Below are 17409 nucleotides of genomic sequence, written 5' to 3'. Positions count from 1 at the left end.
CCACGGAGAGGGAAGGGGCGGGGACTGAGTCGTGCGGGTTTGCGCTCACCGGGCCTCAGGCACCCTGAAGTTGTGCCGTTGGTGCCACTGGAGCCTGACCCGGGAGCCACGGAAGGCGGCGACGTCCTCGGAGGAGGTCTCCAGGTTCTGCTGGAGCGCGGTGAGCCGGCCACCGGCGTCGAGATCTACCAGGAGGCGGGTCGTGTCGCCCAGGTAGACGACCTCCGCGACGATGCCGGTGGCACTGGAGTGCTGCGCCTCACCGACGGCGGTTTCCTTGAGCACGCGAATCTTCTCCGGCCGGATGCTGTACGTTCCCCTGTCGCCCACAACCTGCTCCGCCGCGCTACCGGTCAGGAGGTTCGACGTACCGACGAAGCCCGCGACGAACGGGGTGGCGGGACGTTCGTAGATCTGGGCCGGGGTGCCGATCTGTTCGACGCGGCCCTGGTTGAAGACCGCAATCCGGTCGCTCATCGTCAGCGCCTCCTCCTGGTCGTGCGTGACGAAGACGAAGGTGATGCCGAGCTCGCGCTGGATCGCCTTGAGCTCGACCTGCATCTGCTCGCGCAGCTTGAGATCGAGGGCACCGAGCGGCTCGTCGAGCAGCAGCACCTTCGGGCGGCCGACCAGGGCGCGGGCCAGCGCCACGCGCTGGCGCTGGCCTCCGGAGAGCTGGGACGGGCGACGCGTGCCGAAGTCCGCGAGGCGTACGCTCGCCAGAGCCTCCCTGGCCTGCTTCAGGCGCTCCACCTTGGGCACTTTACGGATCTTGAGACCGTAGGCGACGTTCTGCTCCACGGTCATGTGCGGGAAGAGCGCATAGTCCTGGAAGACGGTGTGCACGTCGCGTTCGAAGGGTGCCAGAAGGGTGACATCGGAGCCTGCGAGCTCGATGGTTCCGCTGGTAGGAGCCTCGAAGCCGGCGATCATCCGGAGCACTGTGGTCTTGCCGGAGCCGGATGGCCCCAGCATCGAGAAGAACTCGCCGTCCGCTATCTCCAGGTCGACTCCGGCCACGGCCTCCGTCCGGCCGAAGGACTTGCCGAGGCGCTGTAGCCGGATCGCCATTCCCTCCATGGGCGGGAACCTTTCTGGTGCTGTGGGGAGTTGGCCGCAAACATATGAAGGCATAGTTCTCAGTTCAATACCCCGCTAAGGTAAAAGCTGAGTCAACTGGCAAGGTGTTGATCGTGAACCGAGACAAACCCGACGCCCGTAGAGCCGTGTTCACGCCCGTTGACACCCTGGCCCGGGTGGAGGCCGTCGTGCGGCGGCTCGGTGACGCCATAGACCTCGGGCTGCTCGCCGACGGCGAGCAGCTTCCTGGCGAGACCGACCTCGCAGCTCAACTCGGCGTCTCCACCGTGACCCTGCGCGAAGCTCTGATGGCACTGCGGCAACAGGGTCTGGTCACCACCCGCAGAGGCCGTGGCGGAGGCAGCTTCGTCACGGTGCCCGACGGTCCTGTGGAGGACCGACTCCTTGCCCGCCTTTCCGACTGGAGCACCGAGGAACTCCGCGATCTCGCCGACCACTGGGCAGCAGTCTCAGGTGCCGCCGCCCGGCTCGCGGCCCAACGCACCGAGCCCGGGGATCTGCAGCAACTGCAAAGATCTCTGGGAGAGTTGGTGGCAGCCGAGGACTCGAAGGCGTGCAGCCGCATCATTGGGCGCTTCCATGTCGAGCTGGCCGCAGCCGCCCAGTCCGCCCGGCTGACCAGGGAAGAGGTCACTCTTCAAACCGAGGTGGGCGCACTGCTCCCCCTCGCACTTGGAGAGGACGAACACCTCAAGGACATAACGGATCGTCACCGCGCCGTAGTCACCGCCGTGCATGATGGTGCGGATGACCGTGCCAGGGCCCTGGCCGAACAAAGCGTGCAGGCCGCCATGGCGCGCCTGATCGAACTCCGACTCGGCTCGGCCGACAGTCCCCGTCCGAGGGAGGACCCCGATGGGCAGCAGTCCCCGTCTCGCAAGCGCCGGATCGGCGCTACCTGACGAGATGGCGGTCGCCGACATGGCTGCCCGTGTCCGTGACGCGCTCGAAGGAGTCTTCGACGCGGTTGGCAGGACCGGTTCGGACACGGAGGCGGTGCTCGCCTCGGCCGCCACAGACCGCCGTCGGCCGGTCTCGGCCGATCTGACCGCGCTCCGCACCGGCCTGCACGCACGTCTCGCCCAGTACGACCTGGTCTCAGGGCTCGGCTTCGTGGCTGCCCCAGGACTGCTCGACGACGTACCGGCGTGGCTGGAGTGGTCGCAGAGGGCCGTGGACGGCTCCGTACATCCGCTGTTGCTCGACCTGGACCCGGAGCGCTCGGCATACTCCGACTACACCCACTGGGACTGGTTCGCCCTGCCGCGCGACACCGGACAGCGGGCGGTCGCGGGACCGTATGTCGACTACCTTTGCTCCGACGAGTACAGCCTCACCCTCTCCGCACCGGTGACGGTCGAGGGACGCTTCATGGGGGTGGCCGCTGCCGACGTCTATCTGCGGCACTTCGAAGCGGTGGTCATGCCCTTGCTCCAACGCCTGACGGGACCCGCGCGCCTGGTCAACGCGCGCGGCCGCGTCGCCGCCTCCACCGACCCCCACCACCTGGTCGGATCGCTCACCAAGGGACCGAACTTCGCGGCAGTACTGGCCGCACCGGCAAGCGCCGCCGAACACAGCGGGCTGCGACTGCGGCCCTGCGACGGCGTCCCCCTCATCCTGGTGACGGCGGCACCGTCCGGTCGGCCCCAGGAGGCCGGCCTGTGGGCCGAGGAGCCCGGGGCGTAGATCGCCGCGCTGGCCAATCAGATGGCCCTCCCTCACTTGACGCGGCTCGCGAACGTCGCCGACGTAGCGGTACCGAGATTGCGTATCCGGCGGGCAAGTCCGCGTCCGCATGGCCGTAAAGACCGCCTTGGACGGATGAAATATGTGATGCGGCGTTCGTGGTCAAGGCGCTCACGCCGAAGTACCGCATCTCCGGTGGGAAGCCGTTGGAAAGGGGCCTGGTCACAGGTACCTCGCTGGCGGCCTACCCAACGCATGCACGACGTGAAGCGGCGAGGACTGGAAACGGAGCGTCAGCCACCGCGCCAGTCCCCGACCCTACTGAATGCCTGGAAGACAGCTCCCGTCAGATGCCGTATGTCTGAGGGCCGCTGCGAGCTGTGCCGAGGGCCTCCAGGTGGGCGAGGAGATCATCGGTCTCCGGGTCGGGCGCGGGACGCGGCAGGCGTGGGGGAAGCGTGGGATGCCGTGTCTCCCCCTGGCACACTGCCCTCAGTCGTACGCAGGGGGAACACATGAGTGAGCGGGATGTCGACGCGCGGGTCGAGGAGCTGACCCGGGGGTTGCGGCGCATGGCCGCGGGGCTGTTGGAGGCGGCGGCCGAGCATCCGGATGCCGTACGGGCGCGGGAGTTGTCGGCGGCAGCCGGGGTCCTGACGAACAACGTGCTGGCGCGCCTGGACGGGGCAGCCGTCGAAGACTCCCCGTCGCACCGGAGCGAGCCCGAGGTGCAGGACACCGTACCGTCGGCGAAGAGCGCGGTCGCCGAGCCCGGGACGGCGCTCGACGAGCTGGTGGAGCTGTATCTGCCGGACTATGCGCGGCGCCTGGACGACCCGGTGATGACCGACCCGGATCTGCCCTACGAGCGGTGGAACCATCTACACCGGGTCCGTTTCGGGCGCGGCAAGCCCTTCGAGGCCGCGCCGTTGTGGAACGACGCCGTGCCCAGCCGGGGGAAGGCAGTGGTGCGCGGCATGACCTCCAAGGCGGAAGTGCTGCGCCGCCTGCACCACAGCTACGTGATCCAGCGGGACCTGGACAGCCCGGAGGGCGAGATGGCGGTTCAGGTGCTGCAGGGATGCGCGGCGATCCGTCGCTCCCGCGCGATCGACGGCGGCGACTTCGTCGACAAGTCGGATCTGGCGCTGAAGCTGGACGCCCTGCAGTGGCACGCCCTGGTGATCGCCGCTCGTCGGAGCGAGCACGCCCGTGCCCAAATCCTCACCCAGCTGCGACAGCTGGAGGTGCTGGCCGCCGCGGTCCTGGAGCTGGACACGGCGTTCCGGCAGCGCAACAGCAGCCCCTCCCTGGGCGCCCCGATCGCCGGGGCCGCGCACGGGGTGAAGGCGGTGCTCCGGCACTGGCCGCCGAAGGTCGTGTAGGCCGTTACGGAATCAGGTCATACGACAAGTCGCAGGTCAGGGCAGGCATTAGGCCCGCTGTGCTCGCCGCCGTCTCCCATGTCGCCATCCAGCTCTCGAGGTCGTTGAGGATGTCGTCGGGCCTGGTTCTCCTCGGCGTCGAGCCCGGGGAGGCGCAGCAGCTGGCGTTGATGATGGCCTGCGTCGACAACCTTGGGGACGAACGTGATCGTGTTGCCGGTCGGGGAGTTGGCAAGCTGCATCTCGGCGACGTCGAAGCCGAGGTCGTTGAGCCGACGCATGCGACGTTCGATGGAGTGATACTTACCGGCCGGATATACCGAAGTACGGGTCAGCTCACTCCGCAGCTCCTCGTACAGCTGGCAGATCTCAGCGCCGAAAGCGATCGGATCCACCGAGGGATGAGCGCACCCGCGGCCTCCAGCTCCAGCATCTCTCCGCTGATGTTCACCCGGGCCAGATCGATGTCGTATTCACGCTGCCCTGTGCTGAGTTGGTTGTGCACCTCGCCGGCCTCGGCATCTACAAGGTAGCCGGCATAGGCGCCGGCTTCCCGGCGGAAGAGCGTGTTGGACAGAGAGCAGTCGCCCCGGGCGAAGCCCGCCAGGTGCAGCCGGACCAGCAGTACGGCGAGGTCACTGCACCCCGTGCGGCCGGAACTGGATGCTGATGCGCCCTCCCGCGGCCCGCGAGGTCTTGGGGATGGCGTGCTCCCAGGTCCGCTGGCAGGAACCGCCCATCACGATCAGGTCGCCGTGTCCGAGCGACCGCCGGACGACATCGCCGCCGCGGCACGGGCGCAGCAGCAGGTCGCGGGGCGCACCCACGGAGAGGATGGCGACCATCGTGTCCTCGCGGGCGCCCCTGCCGATGCGGTCGCCGTGCCAGGCCACGCTGTCGTGCCCGTCGCGGTAGTAGCACAGGCCGGCTGTTGTGAAGGGTTCACCGAGCTCGGCAGCGTAGTGCGTGGAGAGTGCCTGCCGCGCCTCGTCGAGGACGGGGTGCGGCAGCGCTTCGCCGGCACGGTAGAAGGCGAGCAGGCGCGGGACGTCCACGACCCGCTCGTACATCTGCCGTCGCTCGGCCTTCCAGGGAACGTCCGTGGCCAGCTGTTCGAACAGAGAGTCGGCGCCGCACAGCCAGCCCGGCAGGAGGTCGATCCAGGCGCCGTCGCCGAGCCCCGTTCTGCGGAGGCCGTCCAGTGGGCGTAGAAACGCGTCGTCGCCCTGATCGAACAGGGACCCCTGGAGCTGGTGCGATGCCATACCTTCAGCCTACCCAGAATCGAACACATGCGCTATTGGTTAAAGTCCCCCGCTTCCGCCGCCCAGGGGCGCCTGGGCGTTACGGGTGGGCGCCGCGGTACGGGCCAGCCACCCCGGGGACTGCCCCGGCAGGCACCGGCCATCCCGTGCGCCGGGAATAGCGGATCGATGCGCGGCGTGCACCGCTGCGGCCCCGCTGCTCCCTGGTCACGCGTAACGACACATAGCGCTCATATCGTCTAAATTGGTGCAAGTGGGGTTGTGGTGTCTGTGGTCACGCCGGACTTGCGGGACTGCGTCCATGGCCGCACGTGTACTGAGACAGCGTGACCCGGTCCGGCCGGGCCACGGGGACGGATACCCATGACCGACGGCCATCAGGGTCCAGAAGACCACGGTCCGGACCCCCTCGGAGACTTCCTCTTGCACTTTCTCGGCACCGGACAGGGTGGGGAGCCGCCCGACCCGCGGCGCATCGACTTCAGCCGTATGTTGAGCGGTCCCGCACGGCAGCTCGTCACCGTCGCAGCGTCCTATGCCGCCCGGCACGGGAGTACCGACCTCGACACGGAGCACCTCCTGCGGGCCGCACTCACCACCGAGCCGACTCGTCGCATGGTCTCACGAGCGGGCGCCGATCCCGACGCGCTCGCGGCCGAGATCGACCGGCAGGCCGGGGAAGGGCCACGAAGCCACTTCATCGCCGTCACGCCGGCGGTCAAGCGCGCTCTGCTCGACGCCCATGAGATCGCGCGCTCCACTGGATCCTCCTACATCGGCCCGGAACACGTGCTGACGGCACTCGCCGCCAACCGCGACTCCACCGCGGGGCAAATGCTCAACGCCGCGCACTTCTCGCCGCCCGCCGGCGCCCGGGACAGCCACGGGCCCGTGCCCGGCAGCGCCGGCCAGCGTATCGGCCCCGGCGAGCGAAACACCCCCAACCTGGACAAATACGGCCGCGATCTCACCGACCTGGCCCGGGAGGGTCGTATTGACCCGGTCATCGGCCGTGACGGGGAGATCGAGCAGACCATTGAGGTCCTCGCCCGCCGAGGGAAGAACAATCCCGTCATGATCGGCGAAGCCGGAGTGGGTAAGACCGCCATTGTCGAGGGACTGGCCCAGCGCATCGCGGACAGCGACGTGCCGGACATCCTGCTCGATCGGCGTGTCGTCCAGCTCGACCTCTCAGGAGTCGTTGCCGGTACCCGCTTCCGTGGGGACTTCGAGGAACGGCTCAACAGCCTCATCGAGGAAATCCGCGCCCACTCGGGCGAGCTGATCGTCTTCATTGACGAACTGCACACCGTCGTCGGGGCGGGCGGCGGCTCCGAGGGCGGCCCGATGGACGCGAGCAATATGCTCAAGCCCGCCCTCGCCCGCGGCGAACTCCACGTCGTGGGGGCCAGCACGCTCGAGGAGTACCGCCGCTACATCGAGAAGGACGCCGCGCTTGCACGCCGGTTCCAGCCGGTTCTGGTGCCCGAGCCCAGCCCGGCGGACGCCGTCGAGATCCTGCGCGGTCTCCAGGACCGCTACGAAGCCCATCACCAGGTCCGCTACACCGATGAGGCGCTGCTCGCCGCCGTCGAGCTGTCCGACCGCTACCTCACCGACTTCTATCTGCCCGACAAGGCGATCGACCTCTTGGACCAGGCCGGCGCCCGGGTCCGGCTGCGCTCCTCCACCCGCGGCACCGACATCCGCGCCCTGGAACGCGAAGTGGAGCAACTCACACGGGACAAGGACCAGGCCGTCGCCGCCGAGCAGTACGAGCGGGCGACCGAGCTGCGCGACCGGCTCGCCGACCTCGAACAGCGGATCGACCAGGCAAACCACGCGCCGCAGCCGCGCAGCCACGTCGCCGAGGTCACCGTCGAAGACATCGCCGACATCGTGTCCCGCCGGACCGGAATTCCCGTCAGCAGCCTCACCCAGGAGGAGCGGGACCGACTGCTGAACCTGGAGCAACATCTGCACCAGCGCGTCATCGGCCAGGACGAAGCGGTGACCGCCGTCGCCGACGCCGTCCTTCGCTCGCGAGCGGGCCTGGCCGACCCCGGCCGCCCGATCGGGAGCTTCCTCTTCCTCGGTCCCACCGGGGTCGGCAAGACCGAACTCGCCCGCGCGCTCGCGGAGGCACTCTTCGGGAGCGAGGACCGGATGATCCGTCTCGACATGAGCGAGTACCAGGAACGGCACACCGTCAGCCGCCTGGTCGGCGCTCCCCCCGGCTACGTCGGCCACGAGGAGGCCGGACAGTTCACCGAAGCGGTACGCAGGAACCCCTACTCGCTGCTGCTCCTGGACGAGATCGAGAAGGCGCACCCCGACGTCTTCAACATCCTGCTGCAGGTGCTCGACGACGGGCGGCTCACCGACTCCCAGGGCCGCACAATCGACTTCAAGAACACCGTCATCGTCATGACCAGCAACCTCGGTTCGCAGGCCATCACCGGTGGCGGCGGCGCGATGGGCTTCGGCTCCGGCTCCGCGGACACCGACGAGCGGGCCCGCCGCGAGCGGGTGCTGCGCCCACTGCGCGAACACTTCCGGCCGGAGTTCCTCAACCGCATCGACGAGATCGTGATCTTCCGCCAACTCGCCGACCAGCAGCTACGGCAGATCACCAACATGCTGCTGGACGACTCCAGGCGCCGGCTCCGCGCCCAGGACGTCACCGTCGAGATCACCCTGGACGCCGTCGAATGGCTCGCCCAACGCGGCTACCAGCCCGAATACGGCGCCCGCCCGTTGCGCCGTACGATCCAGCGTGAGGTCGACAACCGGCTCTCCCGCATGCTGCTCGACGGCAGCCTGCAGCCCCACAGCCGCCTCCGGATCGACGTCGCCAATGGCGAGCTGACCATCCACAAAGAGGAAGAACCACAGCGCCCCGCGACCTGACCCCGAGCGGCGTCCCGGACAGCTCACCCTGACCCGCCACCTCACGACACGTGCGCCGTCGGTGCGGAGAAGATCGCGAGTGTGCTGAGGAGATCGGCCGAGGTGAACCGGCGTGCTGGGGCGTGCCGGGCATCCTGCCATGTTCCGCACCGGCTCGTCCTGATCGATGATGACGTACCGGGCTGCCGTCCTCGGTACGCCACCGGCTGTCCCAGGAAGGGGTTCCTATGCGGGAAACGACGCCAGCGCAGTCCCCGTCGGACGACCGCTCCGTCCACGGCTCGAACGAAGAGGCCGATGTGATCGTGGTGGGGGCGGGGCCTGCGGGCTCGTCCGCGGCCTTCCACCTCGCCAAGGCAGGCATCGATGTCCTGCTCCTGGAAAAGACTCACTTTCCCCGGGAAAAGGTGTGCGGAGACGGCTTGACCCCGCGAGCGGTGCACCAGCTCATCCGGATGGGCATCGACATCAAGGCTCCGGGGTGGACGCGTTCACGCGGGATGCGATGGGTGGCCGGTGAGCATCAGGTGCACATCGACTGGCCCGCCCTGGGGCGCTACCCGGACTTCGGGCTCTCGCGCAGCCGGCATGACTTCGACAACATCCTGGCCCGCCACGCCGTTGCTGCCGGAGCACGGTTGCGCAACGGGGTGAAGGTGACCCGGCCCGTGACCGACCGCGCGGGCCGCATCACCGGCGTGACCGCCACGGCCGGAACGAAGGAGCTGGTGGTCTTCCACGCACCGATCGTCATCGCCGCCGACGGCGCCTCCGCCCGCCTGGCCCTCGCCATGGGCCTGCAGCGGGACAAGAGCAGGCAGATCGCGACAGCCGCCCGCCGCTATTACCGCAGCCCAGAACGGTCTCAAGAGGAGTACCTGGAGTTGTGGGCCGATCTCCGCTTCCCGGGGAGCGATCACTACCTGCCGGGATACGGTTGGATCTTTCCCATGGGAGACGGCCGCGTCAACGTCGGGCTCGGTGCGCTGCCTCACCGGCGGCACGGCATCGCGGACCTGCGGACCACGTTGGACCATTGGCTGGCCCGCACTCCTCACGCCTGGGGGCTGCATGAGGAGAACGCCGAGGGCCCTGTCCGGAGCGCGGCGCTGCCCCTGGGTTTCAACCGTCACCCCCTCTACACTCGGGGGCTCCTCCTCGTCGGCGACTCCGGAGGCATGATCAGCCCCTGGAACGGGGAGGGCATTGGCCAGGCCATGGAAGCCGGCGAAGTCGCAGCCGAGAGCGCTGCGCTCGCCCTCGCCCTTCCCCCAGGCCCCGGGCGGGAGCGAGTGCTGCACGGCTACCCTGTCGAGATGAACCGCCGCTGGGGGCGCTACTACCGTCTCGGCAACGCGGCCGCCGACGTCGTCTTCAGCCGTTCGGGCTTCCAGCCGATCCTCAATCGGTACGTCATGGGATCGCCGTTTCTGCTCAACACCCTGGCCCGGATGCTCACCAATCTCACGGACAAGCCCTCGCACGACGTGATCGACCATGTACTCAACACCGTCGTCCGTCTGGTCCCGTCGCCGCATGCGCGCAGACGCTGAACGGCCCGCCGGCGGTGCCTCTCCCAGCGTGGCCGCACGCCGCCAGGCCGGAGGAAGGCAGGTCCATGGAGCCGACGGCGGACCTGACGGCCACCGGTCGCCATCCTCGCTGATTCCGTCGGAGAGCCCGGCGTTCGGCAGGCCTGCGGGAGGACCAGTGGCAGGCGGTGGCGGCTCTGGCGGAGGAGCGCCGACGTGCACCGGTGGTGGGGACCGCCCCTCGGCTTCTCGGGACTGCAGGGGGCCGCCCCCTTGGTGCTCCCTGTGTTGCCGGCCACCCTGTCCGCGACGTGCAAGGCCGACAGGCCGGTAGTCGCCTCATCAAGGTTGCGTCAAAGCGGGATGGAACGGAACGCGGGAGCGGTCACCTGTGACTACAACTGAGGTGGAGGTGAACCCCATGCTTCCGTACCTCTCCCGGGACCGGGTGGCGCTCGTGGCGGCTGTGGCTCTGCCGCCGGTCGTGTGCGCGGTGCTGGTGCCCTTCCGGGCCAGCATGTCCAACACCAACGCGGCTCTGGTGCTCGTCGTCGCCGTGGTGGGCGTGGCGGCGCTGGGCCATCGCCTCGCCGGCGTGCTCACCGCGCTGTCCGCGGCAGTGTGGTTCGACTTCTTCCTCACCCACCCCTACGAACAGTTCACGATCACCAAGTCCGCCGACATCACCACCGCCGTGCTGCTCCTCGTCGTCGGCGTCGTCGTCTCCCAGCTTGCGGCCCGCGCCCGGGAACTGAAGGTCATCGCCATCACCGACGACGACTACCTGGCACAGATCCACCACACCGCTCGCCTTGTCGAGACCGCCACCGACCCGCACACCGTGATCGACCACGTGCGTGGGCAGCTGGTGGGGCTGCTCGGCCTGAGCGGCTGCCGCTTCGAATACGGCACCCTCATCGGACACCCGCCCAGTCTGAGGGAGGACGGCAGCATCTCCTGGGGCCGCCGGCGCTGGGACGTCGACCACAACGGACTGCCGGGCGAGGAGCTGGAACTGCGCGTCTTCCACAACGGGCGCTTCTACGGCCGGTACATGCTCCAGGCCGCACCCGGTGCCGCCCCGCCGCTAGCCGCCCGCCTCGTCGCGGTGACCTTGGCGAACCAGGTCGGGACGGCACTCGACACCATCAGCCACGTGCGCGCTTGAGACCCAGGAGCGCCGAATCTCCCAGCCCGGCCAGAGCGTGGTTGAGCTCGACGACGTTGACGCGCTGCTCCCCCAGAATGCCCAGCACACGTTCCTGGACGTGCTCGGTGACCAGTCTCCTTACCCGGGCGGGGGCGAGGTGACGGGCCTTCGCAACGCGATTGACCTGCTCGTAGGCGTATGCCGGGGAGATCGCCGGGTCGAGACCGGAGCCACTGGTGGTGACGGCGTCCACGGGGACGGACGCCGGCGGGACGCCGTCGAGCGCGGCGACGGCGGCGCGACGGTCCCGGACAGCGCTGATCAGTTCGGTGCTGTTCGGGCCGAGGTTGGAAGCGCCGGAGCTCATGGGGTCGTAGTCAGCAGCGGACGGGCGGGGCTGGAACCATGCAGGATCCGGGCGCAGCGCCTCGTTCAGGTCACGAGGGTTCTTCTTCGGCAGGGCGAAGTTCTGGCCGATCAGGCTGGAGGCCACGGGTCTGCCGTTCGTGGTGAGCAGCGAGCCATTGGCTTGGTGGGAGAGGCCCGCCTGAGTAATGCCGGTGACGAGCAAGGGATACGCGAGGCCCGTGATCACGGTGAATACGAGCAGCATCCGTAGGGCCGCCAGATGGTGACGGAGTACGGCGGGAAGGGCGGTGGGCGCCATGAGATCACCTTGTTCTCTCGTCGGGCCGTTCGTCAGCGCAGGCCGGGAATGAACTGGATGACAAGGTCGAGCAGTTTGATGCCGACGAACGGCATGACCAAGCCGCCGAGCCCGTACATCCAGATGTTGCGGCTGAGCAGTTGGGAGGCGGAGGAGGGCCGGTAGCGCACGCCACGCAGCGCCAGCGGGATCAACGCGATGATGATGAGTGCGTTGAAGACGATCGCGGAGGCGATCGCCGACGTGGGGCTGTGCAGACGCATGATGTTGAGCCGGTCGAGACCTGGGTAGACGCTCGCGAACATCGCGGGGATGATCGCGAAGTACTTCGCGACGTCGTTGGCGATGGAGAAAGTCGTCAACGCACCTCTGGTGATGAGGAGTTGCTTGCCGATCTCGACGATCTCGATGAGCTTCGTCGGGTTGGAGTCGAGGTCGACCATGTTCCCGGCCTCCTTGGCAGCCGACGTGCCGGTGTTCATCGCCACGCCCACGTCGGCCTGGGCGAGGGCCGGAGCGTCGTTCGTGCCGTCGCCGGTCATGGCGACGAGTTTCCCGCCCTCCTGTTCGCGCCGGATCAGGGCCATCTTGTCCTCGGGTGTCGCTTCTGCGAGGAAGTCGTCCACGCCGGCTTCCTCAGCGATGGCGCGCGCGGTGAGCGGGTTGTCCCCGGTGATCATGATGGTCCTGATGCCCATGCGCCGCAGTTCGTCGAAGCGTTCACGCATGCCTGCCTTGACGACATCCTTGAGGTGGATGACGCCCAGCACGCGAGCGGTCTGCGTACCGCCGCCCCGGGAGACAATGCCGACCACCAGCGGGGTTCCGCCGCTCGCGGAGATGCCGTCGACGATTTGGCCGACGTCGGCGGTGGGATGGCCGCCGTTGTCGCGGACCCAGCGCATCACCGCGGTCGCAGCGCCTTTGCGCAGTGAACGGTTCTCTTGTGGATCATTGAGGTCGACTCCGCTCATCCGGCTCTGTGCAGTGAACGGGACGAACGCGGCCTGCTCCAGTTCGCCCTCGCTGCGCCCGCGCAGTGCGTACTGCTGCTTGGCGAGAACGACGATCGAGCGGCCCTCGGGTGTCTCGTCGGCGATGGACGACAGCTGAGCGGCGTCCGCGAGTTCGTCGACGCTCACCCCGTGCACGGGCAGGAATTCGGCGGCCTGGCGGTTGCCGAGGGTGATGGTTCCGGTCTTGTCGAGGAGAAGCGTGTTGACGTCGCCTGCGGCCTCCACGGCGCGTCCGGACATCGCCAGCACATTGCGCTGGACGAGTCGGTCCATGCCGGCGATACCGATCGCGGAGAGCAGCGCGCCGATGGTCGTCGGGATCAGTGCCACGACGAGGGCGACGAGGATGACGATGGTCTGCTCGGCCCCCGCGAAGATGGCGAAGGGCTGCAGGGTCACCACGGCGATCAGGAAGACGATCGTGAGGGATGCCAGGAGGATGTTCAGCGCGATCTCGTTCGGCGTCTTCTGGCGGGCAGCCCCCTCGACAAGGGCGATCATCCGGTCGATGAAGGTCTCCCCCGGCTTCGAGGTGATCTTCACTACGATCCGGTCCGAGAGAACCTTCGTGCCGCCCGTGACCGCCGACCGGTCGCCGCCCGACTCGCGGATCACCGGCGCCGACTCGCCTGTGATGGCCGATTCGTCGATACTCGCGATGCCCTCCATCACATCGCCGTCGCCCGGGATCATCTGCCCGGCTTCGACGACCACGTGGTCACCCACCCGCAGGTCGACGCCCCGCACCTCCTCCTCTGCGGCGTCGGTCGCGCCGGCCCGCCAACCGGTGAGGCGCCGAGCCATCAAGGTGGTCTTGGTGCGGCGCAATGTCTCCGCCTGCGCCTTGCCCCGCCCCTCGGCCACGGCTTCGGCCAGGTTGGCGAACACGGCCGTCAGCCACAGCCCTGCGGTGATCACCCACGCGAAGACGCTGGGGGTTCTGATCGCCGACAGTGTGGTCAGAAGCGCCCCGACCTCCACCACGAACATGACCGGGTTGTGGACCATTGAGCGCGGATCCAACTTGCGCAAGGCATCAGGGAAGGACCTCAACAACTGCAGCGGATCCAGCAGCCCGCCCGAGAGCCGGTCCTGCCGAGGGCCGGCACCCGGCGGGGTGGGGCCGGAAGCGACGGTTGTGGACATCAGCGCAGCCCCTCTGCGAGGGGGCCCAGTGCGAGGGCCGGGAAGTAGGTCAGCCCCACGACGATGAGGATCACGCCGGTGAGCAGGCCGACGAATTGCGGACGGTGGGTGGGCAGAGTGCCCGCAGTGACCGGTACGGGTTGTTGGCCGGCGAGCGATCCGGCGAGAGCGAGGACGAACACCATCGGCAGGAACCGGCCGAGCAGCATGACCACGCCGAGCGTGGTGTTGTACCAGACGGTGTTCGCGCTCAGACCGGCGAACGCCGAGCCGTTGTTGTTCGCCGCGGACGTAAAGGCGTACAGAACCTCGGAGAAACCGTGTGCCCCAGGGTTGAGCATGGCCGCCCGCTCGCCGGGGAACGCCATGGCCAGGCCCGCTCCTACGAGCACGAGGACGGGTGTGGTCAGGATGTAGAGCGAGGCGAACTTCATCTCCCGGCCGCGGAGCTTCTTGCCCAGGTACTCGGGCGTGCGGCCGACCATCAGCCCGGCGACGAAGACTGCGACGACCGCCAGGATCAGGGTTCCGTAGAGGCCGGAGCCGGTACCGCCCGGTGCGATCTCGCCGAGCATCATGTCGAAGATCGTCATTCCGCCGCCGCCCGGCGTGTACGAGTCGTGGGCGGAGTTGACCGCGCCGCACGACGTGAGGGTGGTGGACACCGCGAACAGGGCCGAGGCCCAGATCCCGAACCGTGTCTCCTTGCCCTCCATCATTCCGCCGGCCGCGTGCCCGGCCGTGCTGCTCACGCTGTGGAGCTCATTGGCGGTCGCGACGGCGACGAAGGCGGCCCAGATCACTCCCATCACGGCGAGGATCGCATAGCCCTGGCGGTGGTCGCCGACCATCGCGCCGAAGGTCCGCGGCAGCGAGAACGAGATCACCAGCATCAAATAGTTCTCGATCAGGTTGGTGAAGGCGTTGGGGTTCTCGAAGGGGTGGGCGGAGTTCGCGTTGTAGAAGCCGCCCCCGTTGGTGCCCAGTTCCTTGATGGCTTCCTGGGAGGCTACGGGACCGCCGGTCAGGCTCTGGTGGCCGCCCCCGATGGTGGTGATGTCGTGGGCGCCATGGAAGTTCTGGATAACGCCGGCGGCCACCAGAACGATCGCGAAGACGAATGCGATGGGCAGCAGGAGGCGCAGGACGATCCGGGTCAGGTCCACCCAGAAATTGCCCACACGATCGGTCTTCTTCCTGGTGAAGCCGCGGATCAGTGCGGCGACGACGGCGATACCCATGGCCGCGGAGGTGAAGTTCTGCACGGCGAGGCCCGCCATCTGGACCAGGTGGCCCATCGTCGACTCGCCCGAGTACGCCTGCCAGTTGGTGTTGGTGACGAAGGACGCGGCGGTGTTGAACGACAGGCCCGCAGCGACCGGCTTCGTGCCCAGGGAGAGCAGAAAGTGGTTCTGCAGACGCAGGAACCCGTACAGGAACAGCACCGACACGGCAGCGAAGGCCAGAACACTGCGCAGGTAGACCGGCCAGCCCTGGTCGGCGTCGCCGTTCACTCCACCCAGCCGGTAGATCAGGCGCTCCGCCCTCCAGTGGCGATCGGTGGTCAGGACGCGGGCCATGTAGTCGCCCAACGGGCGAAACGACAGTGCCAGCGCCACCACCAGGGCGATCGCTTGGAGCCAGCCCGCGAGAGTGTCGTTCATCCGGGCGCGTCCCTAGAACTTCTCGGGAAGAATCAAGCAGACGACCAGGTAGATCACCAGACCGACGGCAACGATCAGGCCGACGATGTTCTCGACGCTCACAAGCGTTCAACCCCCTTGGCGGCCAGACCGATGAGGACAAACACCACGACTGTGAGGCCGATGTACGCAACGTCCGACATGTGCTAGGGACCCCCGCAGAGTCATCAGGGGCGGAAGGTCCTGCCTCGCCCACGTATGGGGTTATGCCCGATTCTGATGCTATATCAGGCACTGCTGGGATCGACCTGCCATCATGCGGGCCGATGGGGTGACGAGCTATTGCGTCAGCGGTCCGGGCAGTTGCGGGTCCCTCGCGCGGGATCCCGTAAATCGAGGATCGCCGAGATGAGCCAAACAGGGGCCACGGGATGATCTTCCCTGTCCGGCACGTTGGATGCGGTCGTGCGTTCGGCCAGACAGCCCCTACCTGGGCTTTGCGGGCGAGCAGTTGAATCTCCTGGAACTGCCGTCGGTCGGTGGGCTGAGGCTCGCGAACCATCCGGGCCACCTCGGCCAACCCGGATTTGCGAGCATCGCGGCGAGGTGATCAGGCGACCACCGATAGGCCAGCGCGACTGTGTGATCGAAGACCTGCGTCGGGTGAGATGGATCATCGCTGGCCGAAAAGCCGACCAGAAGGTGGCCGCCAGGTGCCAGAACGCGGTGGAACTCCGCCAAGATGAACGGGAGTTCTTGCGGCGGAGTATGGATGATGGACCAACGTGAGAGTACGCCGCCCAGGCGCGGTACAGCCGGGGTCCTCGGCGATGCCGTGGGCCTGTCTGCGGTGACCAGCAACAACTGGGCCCCACACACAGCACCCCAGGAGAGATTCGCTATCGTGCGTTGCGTAGCTTGAGAATGTATGTCGCAGTAAGCGCAACGGCACGGTCTTCGTCATGTGACAGATCTGCGAGGGCACGTGACGTCGTGATCCCCGGGATGTCCGCGAGCGCCTGTGTCAGCCGTCGACGTGCAGACGATTCAATGGCGCGGTCGACGAGGCAGTCGACGAGCCCAGTAGCGATCTGGTCCGCCAACGCGGGATCACTCGCCAGCGCGCTCAGTGCATCGGCTGCGTCGGCGTCGTTCCTCTCCTCGACGATCATGTCGATGAGCGTCGGGACCGCGTCGGCTACTCCACGTGCCCCGAGCGCCAGAGCCGCGTATCTGCGAACCACGATGTCGGGGTTCGTGAGGGCGTCCTGCAGCAGTGCGGTCGCCTCACCGTTCGGAATCTCGGCGATGGACTGGACGGCACGTTTCCGCACCTCGGCCGCGGGTGAGCCGAGGCCCTCCGCCAGCAGTGCCAGCCCGTTCTCGCCCGATTGCGCCAGAGCCCAACGAAGGGCTCCGGCGACGTTCGGGTCCGACTCGCTCAGCACGGCCTCGACCAGTGCTTCCACCGGCACGGAAACTTCCTCGACCGCGGAGAGGGCCGCGCGCTGCCGCGCCCCCGCGTTCTTCGACCCCAACGCCTGGAGGAGCGGGGCGACCTGAAGGACGTCCTCCCAGCGGGCGGGTTCCGCGGCACCGATCCGACGGAGTCGCGTGAGCAGCTCCGTCTCCGCTGCGATGCGGTCTCGCGTCTGGCGGATGAGGTCGTCGACGAGCCCCGCGGGCGCGAAGCCGGGTTCATCGAGCGCGCGCCTGACGTCGCGCAGCGACAGCCCCAATGACCGCAGGCTCTCGATGTGGAAGATTCGCCGGATGTCCTCGCTGGAGAACTCTCGATAGCCAGAATCGGTACGACCCGTTGGCCGCACCAGGCCGAGCGATTCGTAATGCCTGAGCATGCGGGCGCTGACCCCGGACCGTCGCGCGACATCACCGATCAACACT

General features: G+C 68.0%; 13 protein-coding genes and 2 pseudogenes. 6 read left to right on the top strand and 9 right to left on the bottom strand.

The genetic code is table 11. The features are described from left to right. Window positions 1–45 precede the first annotated feature (45 nt). Entirely contained in the window at window positions 46–1080 is a 1035-nt protein-coding gene (locus AB0915_RS10075; protein WP_366690614.1) for an ABC transporter ATP-binding protein, read from the bottom strand. 113 nt (window positions 1081–1193) lie between these two features. Here AB0915_RS10075 and AB0915_RS10070 point away from each other — a divergent pair, with 113 nt between their 5' ends. The 3 genes from AB0915_RS10070 to AB0915_RS10060 all read left to right on the top strand — a co-directional run bounded on the left by AB0915_RS10070 (window position 1194) and on the right by AB0915_RS10060 (window position 4175). After that, complete coding sequence (locus tag AB0915_RS10070; RefSeq protein ID WP_366690613.1) at window positions 1194–2003, top strand: GntR family transcriptional regulator; 810 nt, start codon at window positions 1194–1196, stop codon at window positions 2001–2003. A 4-nt stretch (window positions 2004–2007) separates the two neighbouring features. After that, a complete protein-coding gene (locus tag AB0915_RS10065) occupies window positions 2008–2790 on the top strand; it encodes a cache domain-containing protein (RefSeq protein ID WP_366690657.1) in 783 nt (260 codons plus the stop codon). A gap of 515 nt (window positions 2791–3305) precedes the next feature. Continuing rightward, window positions 3306–4175 carry a hypothetical protein gene (locus tag AB0915_RS10060; protein WP_366690612.1) on the top strand — a complete coding sequence of 290 codons (870 nt, stop codon included), beginning with the start codon at window positions 3306–3308 and terminating at the stop codon, window positions 4173–4175. Between the two features lie 79 nt (window positions 4176–4254). Here the strand turns inward: AB0915_RS10060 and AB0915_RS10055 are convergent. Further along, window positions 4255–4809: pseudogene (locus AB0915_RS10055) on the bottom strand (DUF4032 domain-containing protein); the annotation flags it as partial. Window position 4810: 1 nt separating this feature from the next. Beyond that, complete coding sequence (locus AB0915_RS10050; RefSeq protein WP_366690611.1) at window positions 4811–5440, bottom strand: alpha-ketoglutarate-dependent dioxygenase AlkB; 630 nt, start codon at window positions 5438–5440, stop codon at window positions 4811–4813. 363 nt (window positions 5441–5803) lie between these two features. On the opposite strand from AB0915_RS10050, the gene AB0915_RS10045 reads away from it, so the two are divergent. The 3 genes from AB0915_RS10045 (at window position 5804) to AB0915_RS10035 (ending at window position 11050) form a co-directional block, all read left to right on the top strand. Further along, window positions 5804–8350, top strand: a complete 2547-nt coding sequence (locus AB0915_RS10045; protein WP_366690610.1) for an ATP-dependent Clp protease ATP-binding subunit — start codon at window positions 5804–5806, stop codon at window positions 8348–8350. A 227-nt stretch (window positions 8351–8577) separates the two neighbouring features. Continuing rightward, entirely contained in the window at window positions 8578–9903 is a 1326-nt protein-coding gene (locus tag AB0915_RS10040; protein WP_366690609.1) for a geranylgeranyl reductase family protein, read from the top strand. 400 nt (window positions 9904–10303) lie between these two features. Further along, window positions 10304–11050, top strand: coding sequence for a DUF4118 domain-containing protein (locus tag AB0915_RS10035; RefSeq protein WP_366690656.1), 747 nt, complete (start codon window positions 10304–10306; stop codon window positions 11048–11050). Here AB0915_RS10035 and kdpC read toward each other — a convergent pair. The 6 genes and pseudogenes from kdpC to AB0915_RS10005 all read right to left on the bottom strand — a co-directional run bounded on the left by kdpC (window position 11031) and on the right by AB0915_RS10005 (window position 17408). Next, window positions 11031–11699, bottom strand: a complete 669-nt coding sequence (gene kdpC, locus AB0915_RS10030; RefSeq protein WP_366690608.1) for a potassium-transporting ATPase subunit KdpC — start codon at window positions 11697–11699, stop codon at window positions 11031–11033. The two genes, AB0915_RS10035 and kdpC, sit on opposite strands and share 20 nt — an antisense overlap. Before the next feature lie 32 nt (window positions 11700–11731). Then, window positions 11732–13861 carry a potassium-transporting ATPase subunit KdpB gene (gene kdpB, locus AB0915_RS10025; protein WP_366690607.1) on the bottom strand — a complete coding sequence of 710 codons (2130 nt, stop codon included), beginning with the start codon at window positions 13859–13861 and terminating at the stop codon, window positions 11732–11734. Continuing rightward, window positions 13861–15525 carry a potassium-transporting ATPase subunit KdpA gene (gene kdpA / locus AB0915_RS10020; protein ID WP_366690606.1) on the bottom strand — a complete coding sequence of 555 codons (1665 nt, stop codon included), beginning with the start codon at window positions 15523–15525 and terminating at the stop codon, window positions 13861–13863. The genes kdpB and kdpA overlap by 1 nt, the downstream gene beginning before the upstream one ends. Window positions 15526–15537: 12 nt before the next feature. Continuing rightward, the gene (gene kdpF / locus AB0915_RS10015) at window positions 15538–15627 is read right to left on the bottom strand and encodes a K(+)-transporting ATPase subunit F (protein WP_366690605.1); all 90 of its coding nucleotides are present in this window, start codon (window positions 15625–15627) and stop codon (window positions 15538–15540) included. A gap of 370 nt (window positions 15628–15997) precedes the next feature. After that, a pseudogene (locus AB0915_RS10010) lies at window positions 15998–16308 on the bottom strand (class I SAM-dependent methyltransferase); the annotation flags it as partial. Between the two features lie 95 nt (window positions 16309–16403). Next, window positions 16404–17408, bottom strand: coding sequence for a MerR family transcriptional regulator (locus tag AB0915_RS10005; protein WP_366690604.1), 1005 nt, complete (start codon window positions 17406–17408; stop codon window positions 16404–16406). Between the last annotated feature and the right edge of the window lies 1 nt (window position 17409).

The sequence above is a fragment of the Streptomyces sp. NPDC048411 genome (genome assembly GCF_040704695.1).
GTDB lineage: Bacteria > Actinomycetota > Actinomycetes > Streptomycetales > Streptomycetaceae > Streptomyces.
The sequence above is the reverse complement of the archived record's forward strand: the minus strand, read 5'-3'. Positions and strand labels throughout refer to the sequence as shown.